This window comes from Agrococcus phoenicis (genome assembly GCF_047302415.1).
Taxonomy (GTDB): Bacteria; Actinomycetota; Actinomycetes; order Actinomycetales; family Microbacteriaceae; genus Agrococcus.
Genome location: NZ_CP154854.1, coordinates 1966891 through 1984647 on the forward strand (window position 1 = coordinate 1966891; position 17757 = coordinate 1984647).

17 protein-coding genes are annotated in these 17757 nt (G+C 71.2%); 5 read left to right on the plus strand and 12 right to left on the minus strand.

The genetic code is table 11. The features are described from left to right. Nucleotides 1-168: 168 nt before the first annotated feature. Entirely contained in the window at nucleotides 169-1677 is a 1509-nt protein-coding gene (gene guaB, locus AA0Z99_RS09400; RefSeq protein ID WP_413316834.1) for an IMP dehydrogenase, read from the minus strand. 177 nt (nucleotides 1678-1854) lie between these two features. Between guaB and AA0Z99_RS09405 the strand changes: the two genes are divergently transcribed. Genes AA0Z99_RS09405 through AA0Z99_RS09420 form a run of 4 tightly spaced genes read left to right on the plus strand, consistent with a single transcriptional unit; the run spans nucleotide 1855 to nucleotide 6043 of the window. Continuing rightward, the gene (locus AA0Z99_RS09405) at nucleotides 1855-3258 is read left to right on the plus strand and encodes a branched-chain amino acid ABC transporter permease (RefSeq protein ID WP_413316835.1); all 1404 of its coding nucleotides are present in this window, start codon (nucleotides 1855-1857) and stop codon (nucleotides 3256-3258) included. 1 nt (nucleotide 3259) lies between these two features. Beyond that, nucleotides 3260-4276 (plus strand): branched-chain amino acid ABC transporter permease, encoded by a 1017-nt coding sequence (locus tag AA0Z99_RS09410; RefSeq protein WP_413316836.1) that lies wholly within the window; start codon nucleotides 3260-3262, stop codon nucleotides 4274-4276. Next, entirely contained in the window at nucleotides 4269-5261 is a 993-nt protein-coding gene (locus AA0Z99_RS09415) for an ABC transporter ATP-binding protein (protein ID WP_413316837.1), read from the plus strand. The genes AA0Z99_RS09410 and AA0Z99_RS09415 overlap by 8 nt, the downstream gene beginning before the upstream one ends. Continuing rightward, on the plus strand, nucleotides 5258-6043 hold the full coding sequence (locus AA0Z99_RS09420; protein WP_413316838.1) for an ABC transporter ATP-binding protein: 786 nt from the start codon (nucleotides 5258-5260) through the stop codon (nucleotides 6041-6043). Before AA0Z99_RS09415 ends, AA0Z99_RS09420 begins: the two co-directional genes overlap by 4 nt. Before the next feature lie 156 nt (nucleotides 6044-6199). Here AA0Z99_RS09420 and AA0Z99_RS09425 read toward each other — a convergent pair whose 3' ends face one another. The 4 genes from AA0Z99_RS09425 to groES form a co-directional block, all read right to left on the minus strand. Further along, nucleotides 6200-7495, minus strand: coding sequence for an ABC transporter substrate-binding protein (locus AA0Z99_RS09425; protein WP_413316839.1), 1296 nt, complete (start codon nucleotides 7493-7495; stop codon nucleotides 6200-6202). A 149-nt stretch (nucleotides 7496-7644) separates the two neighbouring features. Beyond that, on the minus strand, nucleotides 7645-7998 hold the full coding sequence (locus AA0Z99_RS09430) for a hypothetical protein (protein WP_413316840.1): 354 nt from the start codon (nucleotides 7996-7998) through the stop codon (nucleotides 7645-7647). A gap of 823 nt (nucleotides 7999-8821) precedes the next feature. After that, nucleotides 8822-9724, minus strand: coding sequence for an EamA family transporter RarD (gene rarD, locus AA0Z99_RS09435; RefSeq protein WP_413316841.1), 903 nt, complete (start codon nucleotides 9722-9724; stop codon nucleotides 8822-8824). A 65-nt stretch (nucleotides 9725-9789) separates the two neighbouring features. After that, complete coding sequence (gene groES / locus AA0Z99_RS09440; RefSeq protein WP_092666818.1) at nucleotides 9790-10086, minus strand: co-chaperone GroES; 297 nt, start codon at nucleotides 10084-10086, stop codon at nucleotides 9790-9792. A 239-nt stretch (nucleotides 10087-10325) separates the two neighbouring features. On the opposite strand from groES, the gene AA0Z99_RS09445 reads away from it, so the two are divergent. After that, the gene (locus tag AA0Z99_RS09445) at nucleotides 10326-11528 is read left to right on the plus strand and encodes a THUMP-like domain-containing protein (protein WP_413320827.1); all 1203 of its coding nucleotides are present in this window, start codon (nucleotides 10326-10328) and stop codon (nucleotides 11526-11528) included. Nucleotides 11529-11590: 62 nt separating this feature from the next. On the opposite strand, the gene AA0Z99_RS09450 is transcribed toward AA0Z99_RS09445, so the two are convergent. The 7 genes from AA0Z99_RS09450 to AA0Z99_RS09480 form a co-directional block, all read right to left on the minus strand. Continuing rightward, on the minus strand, nucleotides 11591-12652 hold the full coding sequence (locus tag AA0Z99_RS09450) for a hypothetical protein (RefSeq protein ID WP_413316842.1): 1062 nt from the start codon (nucleotides 12650-12652) through the stop codon (nucleotides 11591-11593). Nucleotides 12653-12733: 81 nt separating this feature from the next. Continuing rightward, nucleotides 12734-13132 (minus strand): DUF4190 domain-containing protein, encoded by a 399-nt coding sequence (locus AA0Z99_RS09455; protein WP_413316843.1) that lies wholly within the window; start codon nucleotides 13130-13132, stop codon nucleotides 12734-12736. 100 nt (nucleotides 13133-13232) lie between these two features. Further along, the gene (tsaD, locus tag AA0Z99_RS09460) at nucleotides 13233-14315 is read right to left on the minus strand and encodes a tRNA (adenosine(37)-N6)-threonylcarbamoyltransferase complex transferase subunit TsaD (protein WP_413316844.1); all 1083 of its coding nucleotides are present in this window, start codon (nucleotides 14313-14315) and stop codon (nucleotides 13233-13235) included. Continuing rightward, nucleotides 14312-14773, minus strand: coding sequence for a ribosomal protein S18-alanine N-acetyltransferase (gene rimI, locus AA0Z99_RS09465; RefSeq protein ID WP_413316845.1), 462 nt, complete (start codon nucleotides 14771-14773; stop codon nucleotides 14312-14314). The genes tsaD and rimI overlap by 4 nt, the downstream gene beginning before the upstream one ends. Further along, nucleotides 14770-15369 carry a tRNA (adenosine(37)-N6)-threonylcarbamoyltransferase complex dimerization subunit type 1 TsaB gene (tsaB, locus tag AA0Z99_RS09470; protein WP_413316846.1) on the minus strand — a complete coding sequence of 200 codons (600 nt, stop codon included), beginning with the start codon at nucleotides 15367-15369 and terminating at the stop codon, nucleotides 14770-14772. The genes rimI and tsaB overlap by 4 nt, the downstream gene beginning before the upstream one ends. After that, entirely contained in the window at nucleotides 15366-17327 is a 1962-nt protein-coding gene (gene tsaE / locus AA0Z99_RS09475) for a tRNA (adenosine(37)-N6)-threonylcarbamoyltransferase complex ATPase subunit type 1 TsaE (RefSeq protein WP_413316847.1), read from the minus strand. The genes tsaB and tsaE overlap by 4 nt, the downstream gene beginning before the upstream one ends. Nucleotides 17328-17338: 11 nt before the next feature. Continuing rightward, a complete protein-coding gene (locus tag AA0Z99_RS09480) occupies nucleotides 17339-17704 on the minus strand; it encodes a holo-ACP synthase (RefSeq protein WP_413316848.1) in 366 nt (121 codons plus the stop codon). Nucleotides 17705-17757: the final 53 nt, after the last annotated feature.

The following is a 17757-nucleotide window of genomic DNA, read 5'->3' on the forward strand; positions in this document are numbered from 1 at the left end:
ATGTCGCGCCGCGCTCACCGCATCTGCCCACCGCCCCCGACGGCTGCCCCCCGATGGCCGAGCGGTGCTGCTGCGCCGGAGCAGTGCCGGCATGCCAGCACCGCTCGTGCGCAGATGCACCGCTCGCCGACGCGAGCACGGCTGCTGCGAATGCAGCCGCCGCAGCGATCAGCGGCGGTAGTTGGGCGCCTCGACGACCATCTGGATGTCGTGCGGGTGCGACTCCTTCAGGCCGGCGGCGGTGATCTGCACGAACCGGCCCTTCTGCTGCAGCTCCTCGATCGTGCGGGCGCCCGTGTAGAACATCGACTGCCGCAGGCCGCCGACGAGCTGGTAGGCGACCGTGCCGAGCGGGCCGCGGTACGGCACCTGGCCCTCGATGCCCTCGGCGATCAGCTGCTCGTCGCTCGGCACATCCGCCTGGAAGTAGCGGTCGCGCGAGTAGGAGGTCTTCTTGCCGCGCGTCTGCATCGCGCCCAGCGAGCCCATGCCGCGGTAGGTCTTGAACTGCTTGCCGTTGACGAGCACGAGGTCGCCGGGGCTCTCGTTCGTGCCCGCGAGCAGCGAGCCGAGCATCACCGACGAGCCGCCGGCGACCAGCGCCTTGGCGATGTCGCCGGAGTACTGCAGGCCGCCGTCGGCGATGATGGGGATGCCGGTGCCGGCGTCGTGCGCAGCGCGCGCAGCATCGTAGATTGCCGTGACCTGGGGCACGCCAACGCCGGAGACGACGCGCGTGGTGCAGATGGAGCCGGGACCGACGCCCACCTTCACCGCGTCGACGCCCGCGGCGATCAGTGCGGCGGCGCCCTCGTAGGTCGCGACGTTGCCGCCGATGATGTCGATCTCGTCGAAGCGCGCGTCGCCCTTGAGCTTCGCGACCATGTCGAGCACGCCCTGGCTCTCGCCGTTGGCGGTGTCGACGACGATGACGTCGATGCCGGCCTCCGCGAGCGCCTCGGCGCGCTCGAAGGCGTCGCCGAAGAAGCCGATCGCGGCGCCGACGCGCAGGCGGCCGTGCGCATCCTTCGTCGCGTTCGGGTACTGCTCGACCTTGTCGAAGTCCTTCACGGTCATCAGGCCGCCGAGGCGGCCCTGCTCGTCGACCAGCGGCAGCTTCTCGAGCTTCGTCTGCTCGAAGAGTTTGAAGGCCTCCTCGCGCGAGATCCCGACGGGCGCCGTCTTCAGCGGCGAGGCCGTCATGACGTCGCGCACGAGCGTGGTCGCGAACTCCTCGCGCGGCACGAACCGCATGTCGCGGTTGGTGACGATGCCGACGAGCACGCCTGCCTCGTCGACGACGGGGAGGCCGGAGACCTTGAACTCGCCGCAGACGCGGTCGACCTCCTCGATCGTCGCATCCGCGTGTGTCGTCACCGGGTCGGTGATCATGCCCGACTCCGAGCGCTTGACGCGGTCGACGATCGACGCCTGGTCGGCAATGGAGAGGTTGCGGTGCACGATGCCGATGCCGCCCTGGCGAGCCATGGCGATCGCCATGCGATCCTCGGTCACCGTGTCCATGGCGCTCGAGACGAGCGGGATCGACAGGCGGATGCGGCGCGAGAGCCGCGTGCCCGTGTCAGCCTCGCTCGGGATCACGTCGGTGCGGCCCGGCAGCAGCATGACGTCGTCGTAGGTGAGTCCAACAGGTCCGAACGGATTGCGCATTTCCATCGCCTCCATCGTATCTATTCGGTAACGGTCCCGCGCCAACCCGGTGAATTGGGCTCAGTTGTCGCTCGATCGGGCCGGAACCGCCCCCGGTGGCCGCTACTGTGGCACCACCGATGTAACGGGCACGGTGCACGCGGCATTCCCAGGGCAGTGCTGCCCCCCTGACATGGAGGACATGTGAAGACGTCCAGCAGACCTCGGCAGAGAGGGCTGCGGCGAGCGATCGCTGTCGCTCTCGCTGCCGTCGCCATGGTCGCCGGTGGGGCAGCCACGGCCAGCGCCACCGACCTCGCCCTGACCGAGCCGGCGGCTCCCTACAACTTCAACGGCATCGTCAAGGACGGCCAAGAGCCGATCGAGGGCGTCGAGATCACGGTCTCGGGCAACGGCGTCGACGAGACCGTCGCGACCGGCGCGGACGGTCGATGGATGGTCGGGGTCCCCGAGCAGGGCACCTACACGGTGTCGATCGACACGGCGACGCTGCCGGAGGGCCTCACCCTCAGGGACCCGTCGTTCGAGAGCCGAGAGCTCACCATCGCGACCTCCACCTCGCAGGGCGTGCTGTTCCCCTTCGGGACGCCGGCACCCGCCCCCAGCGAGGGCGGCGGTACCGGCGGCGAGGGCGGCGAGGGCACCACGCCGCAGCCGGGCTCCGAGCCCACGGGCGCGGGCGCGGGCGCGGCGACCAATGACTTCGGCGCGCAGGTGCTCGCGCGCCTCATCTCCGGACTCAGCTTCGGCCTCCTGCTCGCCCTCGCTGCGATCGGCATCACGCTGATCTTCGGCACCACGGGCGTCAACAACTTCGCGCACGGCGAGCTGCTCACCTTCGGCGGCGTCATCTTCTACGCCACCACCACCCTGATGGCCTGGCCTGCCTGGATCGCGGTGATCGTCACGCTGGTCGCCTCCGCGGTCTTCGGCTGGTTCCACGACTGGGCGATATTCAAGCCGCTGCGCCGGCGCCGCGTCGGGCTCGTGCAGGTGCTGATCGTCACGATCGGCCTGTCGATCGCGCTGCGCTACTTCTTCCAGTTCCTGATCGGCGGCGGCACCGAGGGCCTCGCGGTCGACCGCGGCCCGGTCGTGCAGGTCGGCCCGGTCGCGATGACGACGTCGAACATCGTGAGCACGGCGATCGCTGTGGTCGTGCTGCTCGCGGTCGGCTGGTTCCTCACTCGCACGCGCATCGGCAAGGCCACGCGCGCCGTGAGCGACAACGCGAGCCTCGCCTCGGCCTCCGGCATCGACGTCGACCGCGTGATCCGCATCGTCTGGGTGCTCGCGGGCCTCCTGACCGGTGGCGCCGGGATCCTCTACACCTACTTCATCGGCGGCAACATCAAGTGGGACATGGGCTTCACGATCCTCCTGCTGCTGTTCGCCAGCGTGACGCTCGGCGGCCTCGGCAGCGCCTTCGGCGCGCTCGTGGGTGCCGTCTTCGTGGGCCTCGTCACGGAGTTCTCGACGCTCTTCATCGCACCCGACCTCCGCTACGCCGTCGCGCTGCTGGTGCTCATCCTCGTGCTGCTCTTCCGACCGCAAGGCATCCTCGGTCGTCGGGAAAGGATTGGTTGACATGGACTTCCTCGCAATCCTGAACAACGCCGCCGGCGAGATCCTCTCCCCCACGACGGCCGCCTTCGCGCTCGCCACGATCGGCCTGAACATCCACTTCGGCTACTCGGGCCTGCTGAACTTCGGTCAGGCCGGCTTCATGGCCGTCGGCGCCTACGCCTTCGCGATCTTCACGATGATGGTCGACCCGACCGCGACGCTCGGCTGGCCCGTGTGGCTGTCGTTCGTCTCGGCGATCCTCGTCGCGATCCTGGCCGCTGTGATCTTCGGCCTGATCCTCGGCATCCCGACCCTACGACTGCGCGGCGACTACCTCGCCATCGTGACGATCGCGGCGGCCGAGATCATCCGCTTCACGGTGCGCACGCAGGATCTGACGGCCGTCACCGGCGGCTCGCAGGGCCTCACCGGCCAGAGCTACAAGGGCGACATCACTGCGCTCAACCCGCTCACCGGCACGACCTACGGCTTCGGCCCGTGGACGGCGACCGCATACGACACCTGGGTGCGCATCATCGCCTGGACCATCGTCGTCGTCGCCCTCATCCTCGTCTGGCTCCTGATGCGCAGCCCGTGGGGCCGCGTCATCAAGGGCATCCGCGAGGATGAGGATGCGGTGCGCTCGCTGGGCAAGAACGTCTACAGCTACAAGATGCAGGCGCTCGTGCTCGGCGGCACCATGGGTGCGCTCGCCGGCGTGCTCTACGTGCTCCCCCGTGCGGTGCAGCCCGACAACTTCGCGACCACGATGACGTTCTACATCTGGACCGCGCTGCTGCTCGGCGGTGCCGCGACCGTCTTCGGTCCGGTGCTGGGCTCCATCCTCTTCTGGGTGCTGCTCTCCTTCACCGGCGGCATCATCAACGGTCTGCACTCGATGGGCCTGTTCGGCGACATCTCGGGCTCGCAGGCCGGTCAGCTGCGGTTCGTGATCGTCGGGCTCGCCCTCATGGCGCTCGTGATCTTCAGACCGCAGGGCATCCTCGGCAACAAGAAGGAGCTGTCGTTCAATGTCTGAGACGGCCACCCCGCAGGCGACCCCGCCCGCGACCCATCCCCTCGTCGACGGCCAGGTCGGTCCCGGATGCGCGAAGGTCGATCCGATCGTCGTGGCAGACGGCGTGATCCGGCAGTTCGGCGGCCTCACGGCCGTCGACGTGGCGCACGTCGAGATCCCGCGCGGCAGGATCACGGCCCTCATCGGGCCGAACGGTGCGGGCAAGACCACCTTCTTCAACCTGCTCACCGGCTTCGACCGGCCCAACAAGGGCACCTGGTCCTTCGAGGGCCAGTCGCTCGCCCACGTGCCGAGCCACAAGGTCGCGCGCCGCGGCATGGTGCGCACCTTCCAGCTGACGAAGTCGCTTGGCCGCCTGACGGTGCTGCAGAACATGCTGCTCGGCGCGCGCGACCAGCGCGGCGAGGGCATCTTCGCGGCGCTCGTCAAGCCGCTGTGGAGGGCGCAGGAGCAGGCCAACATCGAGAAGGCCGACGCGCTGCTCGCCCGCTTCAAGCTCGATGCGAAGCGCGAGGACTACGCGGCGTCGCTCTCCGGCGGCCAGCGCAAGCTGCTCGAGATGGCTCGCGCCCTCATGAGCGACCCCACCCTCGTGATGCTCGACGAGCCCATGGCCGGCGTCAACCCGGCGCTGACGCAGTCGCTGCTCGATCACGTGCGCGGGCTCAAGGACGACGGGATGACCGTGCTGTTCGTCGAGCACGACATGCACATGGTCCGCCACATCTCCGACTGGGTGATCGTGATGGCCGAGGGCAAGGTCGTCGCCGAGGGCCCGCCGGAGACGATCATGCAGAACCAGGCGGTCGTCGATGCCTACCTCGGTGCGCACCACGACACCGACCTGGGCACGCTGACCAACCAGCAGGTGGCGCAGATCCACGAGGATGCGGAGGACGAGGTGCCGATCGACCCCGATGCATCCGCCGACGACGCATCCGCCGACGACGACGGCCGCTCGACCGACCGAGAGGATGAGCGATGACCCCCACCCCGGTGCTCGAGACGAAGGATCTCGTCGCGGGCTACCTGCCTGGCGTCAACATCCTCAACGGCTGCTCCATCGTCGCCAACCAGGGCGACCTGATCGGCATCATCGGCCCGAACGGTGCCGGCAAGTCGACGCTGCTGAAGGCCGTGTTCGGCCAGGTCGGGATCCGCGAGGGCAGCGTGCTGCTGCACGGCGAGGAGATCACCGGCCTCAAGGCCGACCGCCTCGTCGGCAAGGGCGTCGGCATGGTGCCGCAGAACAACAACGTCTTCCCCTCGCTCACGATCGAGGAGAACCTCGAGATGGGGCTCTTCCAGGAGCCGAAGCTCTTCAAGGAGCGCTTCGAGTTTGTCGGCGGCCTCTTCCCCGAGCTCGTGAAGCGGCGCAAGCAGCGCGCGGGCAGCCTCTCCGGAGGCGAGCGCCAGATGGTAGCGATGGGCCGCGCACTCATGATGGATCCGGCCGTGCTGCTGCTCGACGAGCCGAGCGCCGGCCTCAGCCCCGTCCGCCAGGACGAGACCTTCCTGCGCGTCGCCGAGATCAACAGCCACGGCGTCACGATCGTGATGGTCGAGCAGAACGCGCGCCGGTGCCTGCAGATCTCGCACCGCGCCTACGTGCTCGACCAGGGCAAGGATGCGCACACGGGCACCGGCCGCGAGATGCTCAACGACCCGAAGGTCATCCAGCTGTACCTCGGCACCCTCGCGACCGATGTCGAGGAGAAGGCGAAGACCGCCGCGCAGCCGACGGTGCAGCCTCCAGCGGGCGCGTAGTCGGTCGTGGTAGCGCGGGTCCCTCCACGGAGGGGCCCGCGCTGCTGCGTGGTGGGGCGACGCGCGCGGCGGTGGTCTCGTGACGGCGACCAGCGGTGGGGCGACACACGAAGAGGGCCCCGCCGCAGCGGGGCCCTCTCGGTGTCGTGCGTCAGGTCACTCGACGAGCGAGCCGAACTCCGTGGTCACGAGCGAGTACGTGTTGTCGGCGCCGTACTGGTAGATGCCGATGTACGCCTCCGACGGGTCGCCGTTCTCATCGAAGGTGATGGGACCGGAGTAGCCGTCGTAGTCGATGTCCTCGCCGTTCGCGAGCAGCTCGAGGCACTCGGCGATCTCCGTGCACTTCGTGCCCTCGGCCGAGACCGACTGCAGGTTGTCGCGGATGGTGATCGCGTCGGCGCTGCCACCCTGCACCGCGGCGAGCGCGGCCAGGACGACCGCGTCGTACGACTCGGGTGCGTACGAGAAGTCCTCGAGGTCGGGGTTGATCGCGAGCAGGCGGTCACGGAAGTCACCCTCCGTGGTGTTGCCCGGCAGCGTGCCGTACGCGCCCTCGAGCGCGCCGGGGGCGAGCGTCGTGTAGCTGTTCGACAGGTTGCCATCGACGAAGTACATGCCCGTGCCGGGGAAGCCGTTGGTGATCAGCTCCGGCAGGATCTGAGCCGTCTCGGCGAAGGCGAGGATCGCGATCGCGTCAGGGTTGCCCGAGACGAGGTCGGCGACCTGGCCGGCGAAGTTCGAGTCGCCCGGGTTGTAGAGCACGCTGCCCGTGACCTCGCCGCCGTTCTCGACGAAGGTGTCGGTCACGTAGCCCTCGAGGCCCGTGCCGTACGGGTCGTTGAGCGTAATGAAGCCCACCGAGGTCGCACCATTGGCGAGGATCTGGTTCGCGAGCACGCGGCCCTGGAGCGCGTCGTTCGGAGCCGTACGCCAGTAGAAGCCGTCGTCCTCGTAGTCGATGAAGTCGGAGGCGGTGTTGGCGGGCGAGATCTGCACGACCTGCGCGTCGATGAGGCGGTCGATGAAGGTGAGCGAGACACCCGAGGACGCCGCGCCGATGATGACGTCTGCGCCGAGCCCGATGAGCTCGTCCGCCGACTGCGTCGCGATGTCGGTCGTGGTGTCACCGGAGTCGCGGTGCTCGAGCGTGATGTCGAACTCGAAGCCGGCCTCCTCCAGCTCCTGCACGGCGAGGTCCACACCGGCGAACTCGGGCGGGCCGAGGTACTCCAGGTTGCCCGTCTGCGGCAGGATCGTGCCGATCACGAAGCTCGAGTCGGTCTCGCCGCCGCCCTCAGCGGGAGCGGTCTCAGAGGCGTCGGTCGACTCGGACGGCGCGGGGGTTCCGCCGCCTGCACAGGCGGCGAGCAGCAGGACACCCGCGGTCGCGGCGCCGAGTGCCGCGAGCCTGCGGGGGCTGCGCCCCTTGGTGCTTAGGAAGGACTGCATTGTGCTCCTCGTGTTGCATGGGTGCACGCTGGCGCGTGCGTTGTTGCAACAGTAGGCGAGGAAGGCCCACTTTTACGGCGTTCCGCGTCACGACCTTGTAACGGTCTTGCGACAAGCGACCGGCGCTGCCGCACGCGGTGGAGCTGCCCTCAGGCAGCCGGTGGGATCGGCCGGGGCCGCCGCAGCTGGCGGCCGAGGAGGTCAAACGAGACCAGCAGCACCGAGGCCCACACGAACGCGAAGCCGATCCATCGCTCGAGCGGCATCGGCTCGTGCATGACGAAGGCGCCGAACAGGAACGTCATGCTCGGCGCGAGGTACTGCGTGAACGCGACCCACGTGAGCGGGATGCGCCGGGTGGCGGCGGCGAAGGCGAGCAGCGGCACAGCGGTCACGATGCCGAAGCCGGCGGCGCCCAGGATGCCGGTGAGCCCGATGGCACCGAGGGTCACCCCGTGGGCCGCGAAGGCGAAGGCCATCATCGCCAGGGAGGTGGGGAGCACCTCGCCGTGTAACAGTCTGGTGATGCGCGCGATGCACTACTGAGAACCTGCGCCGCCAGATGTAGGCCGCGGGCGGTAGCGGCGGGGCCGAGGCTGTGAGCCGACGAAGTCGAGCGAGACAACCACGCCGACTTCTAGGCGCACCCAAGGCCAACGCGCCGCTCAAGCGGCACCGCAAGAAGCTGACAACACTGCCGGACACAACAATAGCCCGTGCGAATTCTGCTGCCCATCCGCGCTGCGCATGATGTTCGATGTCGCTACACGGGGAAGATCATGCGCTCGGCGCTCGGTTTGCGGAGATGCGTCTTAGCCGATTCAATCGACGACTCCAACGACGAACTACTAAGCCGAGATCTGATTCTAATTCCGGCGCTCGTAAAAAACAGCTTCAATTCGGATGTTGATCCAGCTTGCGCCTTCGCATGTCGCGGATGAAGTGGACCTGATGCCTACCCACGGCCCCCATTCCGTCCAGCCCGAATAGCCCTGCCCTGCCGAGCACAAGACCCTCGCCCTGAACTGCCCACTACCGGAGGAGCACGTGACTTTCCCCGTCCTACCTGACATCGAAGAACTGCAGTTCGTTGGATATCGATCGCTCACGGTCATGTCGGCCCCTCCCAGCGAAGGAGAGGGGCCGCTCCAGAGGAGCGAACCTGCGACTATCACATTCAGCATTATCGTCGACGCGATTGACTTCATTGTCGTTCCGCCTTCTCTTCAAAACCCTACAGAGGCATGCAAGCCAGTGATTCAACTAGACGCCATCCTAGGTCCGAGGAAACTAGAAGACAACAGGGATCTTGATCGTGCTCCCCGACTAGCGGCGCTCCGGGCGGCGTGCGTGCCGAGCGAGGAGGTCAAACGAGACCAGCAGCACCGAGGCCCACACGAACGCGAAGCCGATCCATCGCTCGAGCGGCATCGGCTCGTGCATGACGAAGGCGCCGAACAGGAACGTCATGCTCGGCGCGAGGTACTGCGTGAACGCGACCCACGTGAGCGGGATGCGCCGGGTCGCGGCGGCGAAGGCGAGCAGCGGCACAGCGGTCACGATGCCGAAGCCGGCGGCGCCCAGGATGCCGGTGAGCCCGATGGCACCGAGGGTCACCCCATGGGCTGCGAAGGCGAAGGCCATCATCGCCAGGGAGGCGGGGAGCACCGCGACGGTCTCGATCGTGAAGCCCGACAGCGCATCCACCGAGCCCCCGACGCGCTTCTTGATGAGGCCGTAGGTGCCGAACGAGAACGCCACCAGCAGGCCGACCCACGGCACCTCGCCGTAGCCGACGATCATGACGCCGACGCCGACGGCGCCGAGGCCCACCGCGATCCACTGCAGCACCCGCAGGCGCTCCCCGAGGAAGATGACGGCGAGCACGACGCTCACGAGCGGGTTCAGGAAGTAGCCCAGGCTCGTCTCGAGCACGCGATCGGAGAGGACGCCGATGACGAAGGCCGTCCAGTTGATGAGCACCGCGTGACCGGCGGCCACGAGCGTCCAGGTGTCGCGGCGGCTGCGCAGCACCTGGCGCATGCGCGCCCAGCCGCGCGTCATGGCCACGAGCGCGACGGCGACCACGACCGACGAGATGACGCGCCAGCCGATCAGCTCGAACCCCTCGATGCCGCGGGTGAGCTGCAGGTAGATGGGGAGGAGGCCCCAGACGAAGTAGGCGAACAGCGCGTAGCCGAGACCGGCGCGAGCGAGCTGCCCCATCATCCCTCCCTGGAAGATGCGAAGGCGGCTCCCCTGTGCAGGGGAGCCGCCAGTGCGTCAGTGGTGCGTCAGCGCTCCACGATCGCGAGCACGTCGCGCGCCGAGAGCACCAGGTACTCGTCGGCGCCGTACTTGACCTCGGTGCCGCCGTACTTCGAGTAGAGCACGCGGTCGCCGACCGACACGTCCATCGGGACGCGGTTGCCGTTGTCGTCGATGCGGCCGGGGCCGACGGCGACGACTTCGCCCTCCTGGGGCTTCTCCTTGGCGGTGTCAGGGATGACGAGACCGCTTGCAGTGGTCGTCTCAGCCTCGACCTGCTGGATGACGATGCGGTCCTCGAGCGGCTTGATGGAAACCGACACGGTTGCCTCTTTCTTGTCAGACTTTGGGGTCCGTCCGGACGGGCCGGACAACACCCCAAGCCTAGGCGCTCGATTGGCACTCGGTCAACATGAGTGCCAGTCGTTCGCCCGCGGCGGACGTCGGCGCTGGCCCTGACCACCCCTCCCTCGTGGTGCTGCCGCCGCTCGAGGGCGCGCCGACGGGCAGCGAGCGGCGCGAGGGCGGCGGAGCGGCGGACGGGCGATGCTTGACTGGAGCCATGGACGCCGATGCGCTACGACTGCTGCTGTCGACCGAGGGGCTGGCGCTGCTCGAGCGCGTCGAGGCGAGTGCGCAGGGTTCCGACGCCGGCCTCGGCATCGATGACCGCGATGACGTCGTGCGCGCCGTCACGCGCCTGCGCGCCGAGGGGCACGACCCGCGGCTGGTGGCCGCCGTGCTGACGCAGCTGCGGCTCCGCCGGCGCGCACGGGCGAAGTTCGGCGAGTTCGCCAGCGGCATGCTCTTCACCGAGGCTGGTCTCGAGCAGGCGACGCGGCTGCGCGTCGCCGCGCACCACGCGGGGCGGATGCGGGAGGCCGGCATCGCGTCGGTCGCCGACCTGGGGTGCGGCATCGGTGCCGACGCGCTCGCCTTCGCCACCCTCGGGCTCGAGGTCACCGCGGTCGAGCGCGACGAGGTGACCGCGGCCGTCGCGTCGTACAACCTCGCCGCGTGGCACGCATCCGTCGTGCACGGCGATGCGCTCGAGACGGCCGTCGACGCCGAGGCGCTCTGGTTCGACCCCGCCCGCCGCGACGGGCGCACGCGGCTGAGCGACCCGGCCGACTGGTCGCCGGGGCTCGACGCGGTGTTCGCGCTCGCGAGCGAGCGCCCGTCGGGCGTGAAGCTGGCGCCCGGCATCGATCGCGCGCTGCTGCCGGCGGAGGCGGAGCACCAGTGGGTGACGGACGGGCTCGAGACCGTCGAGGCCGTCGTGTGGACGGGGCGGCTCGCTCGCGAGGGCGTCGCGCGCAGCGCGCTCGTGCTGGGCGACGGCGGCGCTGCGGAGCTGACGGGCGAGGCATCGCACCCCGAGCAGGGCGAGCTCGGCGAGTTCCTGTTCGAGCCCGCCGGAGCGGTGATCAGGGCCGAGCTCATCGGTGCCCTCGCCGATCGGCTCGGTGCGACGGGCGTCAGCGACGGCATCGCCTACCTGAGCGGTCCGGTGCACGTGGCGACGCCCCTGGCCCAGGCGTTCCGGGTGCGCGAGACCCTGCCGCTCGACGAGCGCGGCATCGCACGGCGGCTGCGCGAGCTGGGCATCGGCGAGCTGGAGATCAAGAAGCGAGGCGCCGACATCGACCCGGCAGCCTTCCGCAAGCGGCTGAAGCTCTCCGGGCCGCAGCGGGCGACGCTCTTCGCCACCCGCATCGGCGGCCGCCATCGCGCGGTGCTGGCCGACCGGGTCTCCGCAGCCTGAGCGCAGGCACGACAGAGCCCCGAGCACGCATGCCCGGGGCTCCGACGACCTGGCGGGTGCCGCTACGGCAGCATCTGGCCCATCGCGACGAAGTAGTTCATCCACTGCACGAGCAGCACGGTGAAGACGATGATCGACGCGATGGCGAAGACGACGCCGACGATCGCCGCGATGAGCGGCCACGGCTTCGCCTCGGGATTCTTCTTCATCGCGATGAAGCCCAGGACCGCGCCGATGATCGCCGGCAGGGCGCCGAGGCCGCTGATGAAGGTGAAGACGAGCCCGATCCCGGAGAGGATGAGCGCGGCGATCGTGATGCCCTTGATCTTGCGCTCGCCCGGCGCCGCAGCCGAGGCCTGCGCGTAGCCGGCCGCCTGGCCGTACTGCGGCGCGCTCGCATCGCCGTACTGCGACTGCTGGCCGTAGGCGGGCTGCTGACCGTAGGCGGGCTGCTGACCGTAGGCCTGCTGGCCGTAGTGCGACTGCTGACCGTAGCCGGCATCGGCCGGTGCGCTCGCCTGGCCGTACGCCTGCTGGCCGTAGGCCGCGTCCGAGGGTGCGCTCGCCTGGCCGTACGCCTGCTGGCCGTAGGCGGCCTCGCTGGGAGCGCTCGCCGGCTGCTGGCCGTACGGCTGCTGCTGCTGCTGCGCGTGCGGATCCTGGCCCTGGCCGGTCGGCTGGCCGTAGCCGCCCTGCTGGCCGTAGGGCTGCTCGGCGCCGGCCTGCTGGCCGTAGGAGGGCGCACTGCTCTGCTCGCCGTAGGACGGCGCGTCACCCTGCTGACCGTAGGACGGCGCAGCCTGCTGCTGGCCGTACGAGGGCGCACTGCCCTGCTGGCCGTAGGACGGCGCACTGCCCTGCTGGCCGTAGGACGGCGCATCCTGCTGCTGGCCGTACGCGGGGGCCTGCTGGTCGCTGAAGCTCGCGGCGGGCGCCTCGTGCGCCTGCCCGAACGACGGCGCCCGCTCGGCCGGCTGGCCGAAGTCGGCTGCGGGCGCCTGGCCGAAGTCGGCGGCGGGCTGCTGTGCGTCCCCGTGCTGGGCATCGCCGGTGTTGGCGCCGTCCTGCTCGGGCTGGTCGGGCCGACGGAAGCGGTCGTCGGCAGGCGGGAACTGGTCGCTCACGGGAACCTCCTTGCGAAGCGCGAATGCGCGCACCAACCGTACCGCCCAGCGGGGGACGAAAGGCTGAGTCGCCGTCGGGCGTCAGAAGCCGGGCAGCGTCTGCGTGAACGACGCGAACGCGCTCACCCCGAGCACGATCATCGCCAGCAGCGCCACCAGCGTCAGCGCGCCGAGCGCGATGCCCCAGAAGGCGAGCAGACGGCCGTCGTCGCCTGTGCGCTTGATCTGCGCGAGCGCGATGCAGCCGAGCACGATCGCGGCGATCGACCCCAGGCCCAGCAGCACGGTGGTGCCGGCGGCGGCCGCCCCGATCGCGAGCAGCGCCATCAGGTTCGTCTTCGGTCCCGGGTGCGTCGGCGCGCTCCACTGCTGCGGCGGCGCGAAGGCGGGCTGCGGCGCGAACGAGGGCTGCGACGAGGCAGGGTGGTGGCTCTGCTGCGGTGCGCTCCATCCCTGCGAGGGGTATGCGGTCGCGTTCATGCCCTGCCTCCGTGACGTCCCTGCGATTCTTGGCCTGCGGAGCGCGGCCGTCGCCGCGCGATCCCGCGACGATCCTGCCAGGCCGACCTGGGCATCCGGCTCAGCCCACCACCTGTACGACGCTCGCCTCGAGGGTCGACTCGGCGGCGAAGCCGGGCAGGCTCGGGGCATCGCCGCGCGCGACGAGCATCGCGCCGACCGCAGCGATCATCGCGCCGTTGTCGGTGCAGAGCTCGAGCGGCGGGATGCGAAGGGTCACGCCCGCCTCGGCGCAGCGCTCGGTCGCGACCTCGCGCAGCCTCCGGTTCGCCACGACGCCGCCGCCGAGCAGCAGCCGCGGGATGCCGTGCGCAGCGCAGGCGTCGAGCGCCTTCGCCACCAGCACGTCCACGACGGCCTCGCGGAAGCTGGCGGCGACGTCGGCGATCGGCAGCTCGGTGCCGGCTGCCGCTGCCCGCTCGACATGGCGCGCGACCGAGGTCTTGAGCCCTGAGAAGGAGAAGTTGAAGCGGTGCTTCGCGCGATCCTTCGGTGCCGTCAGCCCGCGCGGGAAGGCGACAGCACCCGGGTCGCCGCCGACGGCCGCAGCGTCGATGGACGGCCCGCCCGGGTAGCTGAGGCCCAGCAGGCGCGCGGTCTTGTCGAACGCCTCGCCCGCCGCGTCGTCGATCGTCTCGCCCAGCAGCTCGACGTCGCCGGCGAGGTCGCGCACCAGCAGCAGCGAGGTGTGACCGCCGGAGACGAGGAGCGCGATCGTCGGGAGCGCCAGCGGCTCGCCGGAGAGCACGTCGGCCGCGACGTGGCCGACGAGGTGGTTCACGCCGTAGAGCGGGAGCTCGCGCGCGGTCGCGAGCCCCTTGGCGGCTCCGATGCCGACCATCAGCGCACCGGCGAGGCCGGGGCCCGCGGTGACCGCGACCGCGTCGATGTCGTCGAGGGTGAGGGATGCGTCGGCGAGCGCAGCGCGGATCGTCGGCTCCATCGCCTCCAGGTGCGCGCGAGCGGCGATCTCCGGCACCACGCCGCCGAAGCGGGCGTGCAGCTCCATCGACGATGCGATGCGGTTGGCGAGCAGCTCGGTGCCGCGCACGATGCCGACGCCGGTCTCGTCGCAGCTGGTCTCGATGCCGAGCACGACCGGGTTCGCGCGCGCGCCGCCCTCGCTCGCGGGCTCGTGGGTCATCGTCGTGCCTCCCGCTTCATGACCACCGCATCCACGTCCTCCGGCTGGTAGTAGCGCGCTCGCACGCCGATCTCCGCGAACCCGACCGAGGCGTAGAGCGCACGAGCGGTCGGGTTGTCGGCGCGCACCTCGAGGAAGAGCTCGCGCACGCCGCGCCGCTCGGCCTCGGCGAGCAGCTCGGCCAGCAGCGCCCGCCCGATGCCGCGCCCCCGAGCCTCGGCGGTGACGGCGATCGTCTGGATGTCGCCCTCGACGCCCACGGCCCGCAGGCCGGCGTAGCCGAGCGCGCGCCCCTCGGCGCCCTCGGCGATGACGTAGCGCCCCCACTCGCTCGCGAGCTCGGCGCGCATGGTCTCGCGCTCCCACGCGCTGGCGCCGAACGCCGCGCGCTCGATGCCCATGATGGCGTCGAGATCGGCCGACCCGGCCGTCCTGATCGCGGTCGTCCCGTCGGTCATGCCTGGCTCACCCGCTTCGGGCCGGCCGATGGCACGGCGTCCGCGTCGCGCAGGTAGAGCGCCTGCGCGACCTCGGCTGCGCCGCGCGATGCGGCGAGCGCGAGCAGCGCGGCGTCGACGACGTCGGCGTCGATGCGCGGGAGGCCGGCGTGCTCGCCGCTCGAGCCCGCCTCCGTGGGCGGCGGCACAGCGTCGGCCGGCGCGAGGAAGGGGCCATCGACCACCAGCCCGTCGAGCACGATGCTCCACCCGCGCTCGCGGCGCCGCACATCCGTCGTCACCTGCGCGCTCCCAGCGGTCACGCCCGCGTGGCTCGCGATGCCGCGGCAGGGCACGCCGAGGCCGAGGGCGGCGGCCCTGGCTGCGGCGATGCCCACGCGCAGCCCGGTGAAGGCCCCGGGCCCCATGCCGGCCACGACCAGCCCGATCGACGAGCGTCGACCGTCGAGCGCGCGCGAGAGCATGCCGCCCAGGTGCTCGGCGTGCCGACGAGCGTCGGCGGCGTGCTCGCGGAAGACGACGGTGTCGCCGTCGACCACGGCCACCGAGGTGCCGAGCGAGGTGTCGATCGCGAGGATCATCCGGCGCTGCGTCATGCCCATCCCTCCCCCGCCGGCGCGTCGCCCTGCGATGCTCCCGCGCTCACGAGCGCGCGCACCCGCGACGGCGGCCAAGCCGGCCCGTGGCCGCTGATGCGCACGGCGCGCGGCGACTCGAGCGCATCCGCCTGGTCGTCCTCGCCGTGGTCGGCTCGGGCGGCACCGCGGTCGATCTCGACGCGCAGCCACGACTCGAGCGCGTGCTCGAGCGGTGCGCCCCACTCGGCGACCGTGATGGCGCCGTCGAGGTCGAGGTCGAGGTCGTCGAGCTCGGCCTCGTCGTCGGCATCGGGCAGCAGCCGGTAGGCGTCGACGTGCTGCAGGTCAGGCCCTGCCGCCGTGCGATGCGTGCGAGCGAGCACGAACGTGGGGCTCTGCACGGTGCCGCGGGCGCCGAGCGCCGCACCGATGCCGCGGGTGAGCGTGGTCTTGCCGGCGCCGAGCGCGCCGATCAGCAGCACCGCATCGCCTGCGCGCAGGCCACGGCCCAGGGCCTCGCCGAGCGCCTCCATGGCATCAGGATCCGGGACCGAGCCGACCAGCTCGACGGCGACGCGCGCACCGACCATGCCGGTGACCTCCGGGGCGGATGCGCGGCTGAGCTCGACGGGGTCGCCCACCTCGGCGTCGAGGTCGCCGACGTCGAGCACGACCTGATCCATCGCCACGCGGCCGCAGATCGGCAGCGACTCCCCGCGCAGCAGCATCGGTCGTCCCGTCGCAGCGCGGGCGACGCCGTCGGCGTAGCCGAGCGCGACGAGCGCGAGCGTGGTCGGGCGCTCGGTGACGTACTCGCCGCCGTAGGAGACCGCGAGGCCCGCCTCGACCCGCTTGAGGCCCACGACCTCGCCGCGCAGTCGCTGCGGCGCGCCGTCGAGCCCCAGCTCCAGCACGCGGTCGGGCGCGACCCGCCCGTGCGCCGCGCGGGGGCCGAGCGCCGAGGGCGGCGCGGGCGGCACCGCGGGCGCCGCGGCATCGCGTCGCACCGCGCCCATGCGGGTGACGGTCTCGTACCCGATGGTGCCCGCCGCGAGCGCCCACGCGTCGGCGCTCGGCTCGCCCGCGGCCGGGTCGCCCCACAGCACCCCCTCGCCCGTGCGCGGCGGGTCGACGCGCAGGCGATGCGCGTCGATCGCGACGACGCGCGACGCCTCGCCCGCGACGAGCACGGGCGCGCCCATCGCGGGCAGCAGGCCGTCGTCGAGACCGATCGCGGCGACGCCCTCGACGAAGCGCGCGGTCACGCGCATCGCAGGGGTCAGCCCGAGCTCCGCGGCCGCTGCCCCGTCGCCGGCGCGAGGCCCGTCAGGGTCGATGCCGTAGGCGGCCATGCCGAGCCGCACGAGGTCGAAGCGCGCCTCGGGCAGCGCGAGCGCGCCCTGGGAGTTGGCCAGGTGGCGCACCTCCGCGCCGATGGGCGAGGCGTCGGCGAGCGCCGCCGTGAAGTCGGCCAGCTGCGCCAGGTCGGCCTCGCGCGACGTGCCGGCGAGGTGCGACATGATGCCGCGGACGCGCGCGCCGCCGCGGGCGAGCTCGGTCGCGCGGGCGAGCACCGCTGCCCGGTCTCCACGGGCGACGCCGTTGCGGCCCAGCCCCGTGTCGAGCTTCAGGTGGATCGTCGCTCCAGCGCCGGCAGCGGCCTCCAGCTGCGCGAGCGAGGAGACGGCGACCTCGATCCCGTGCGCGGCGGCGAGCGAGAAGTCGGTGCGCGCGCCGTGCAGCCAGGCGAGCACGGGCGCGTCGATGCCGGCGCGCCGCAGCACCAGCGCCTCCGCGAGGTCGACCACGCCGAGCATCGCCGCTCCGCCCTCGAGCATGGCCGAGGCCGACCGCACCATCCCGTGGCCGTAGCCGTCTGCCTTCACCACGCCGCAGACGGGCACGCCGAATCGCGCGGAGAGCGTGCGGACGTTCGCGGCGATCGCCGCGGTGTCGATGTCGAGGTCGAAGCCCATGTCGAGGCGCCTCAGGATTCCGCGATGACGGTCGCCGTCGCGACGCCGGCGTCGTGGCTCATCGAGACGTGCAGGCGCGCTGCGCCGATGGCCGTCGCGCGCTCTGCGGCGGCGCCCCGCAGCTCGAGCGAGGGCTTCCCGTCGGGAGCCTGCAGCACGACGTAGTCGATCCAGCGCGCGCCGGCGGCGGTGCCGATCGCCTTCTGCGCCGCCTCCTTCGCGGCGAAGCGCGCGGCGAGCGAGGCGAGCGAGCGGGGCTGACCGTCGGCGAGCAGCTCCTCGCGCGCGAAGAGCCGCTCGCGCAGCCGGGGCGTGCGCGTGATCGCGCGCTCGAAGCGCGCGAGGTCGACGACGTCGACGCCGAGCCCCACGATCACGGCTGGCTCCTGACGCTCAGCTCGGTCACGCTCAGCTCGGTCACGCTCAGCTC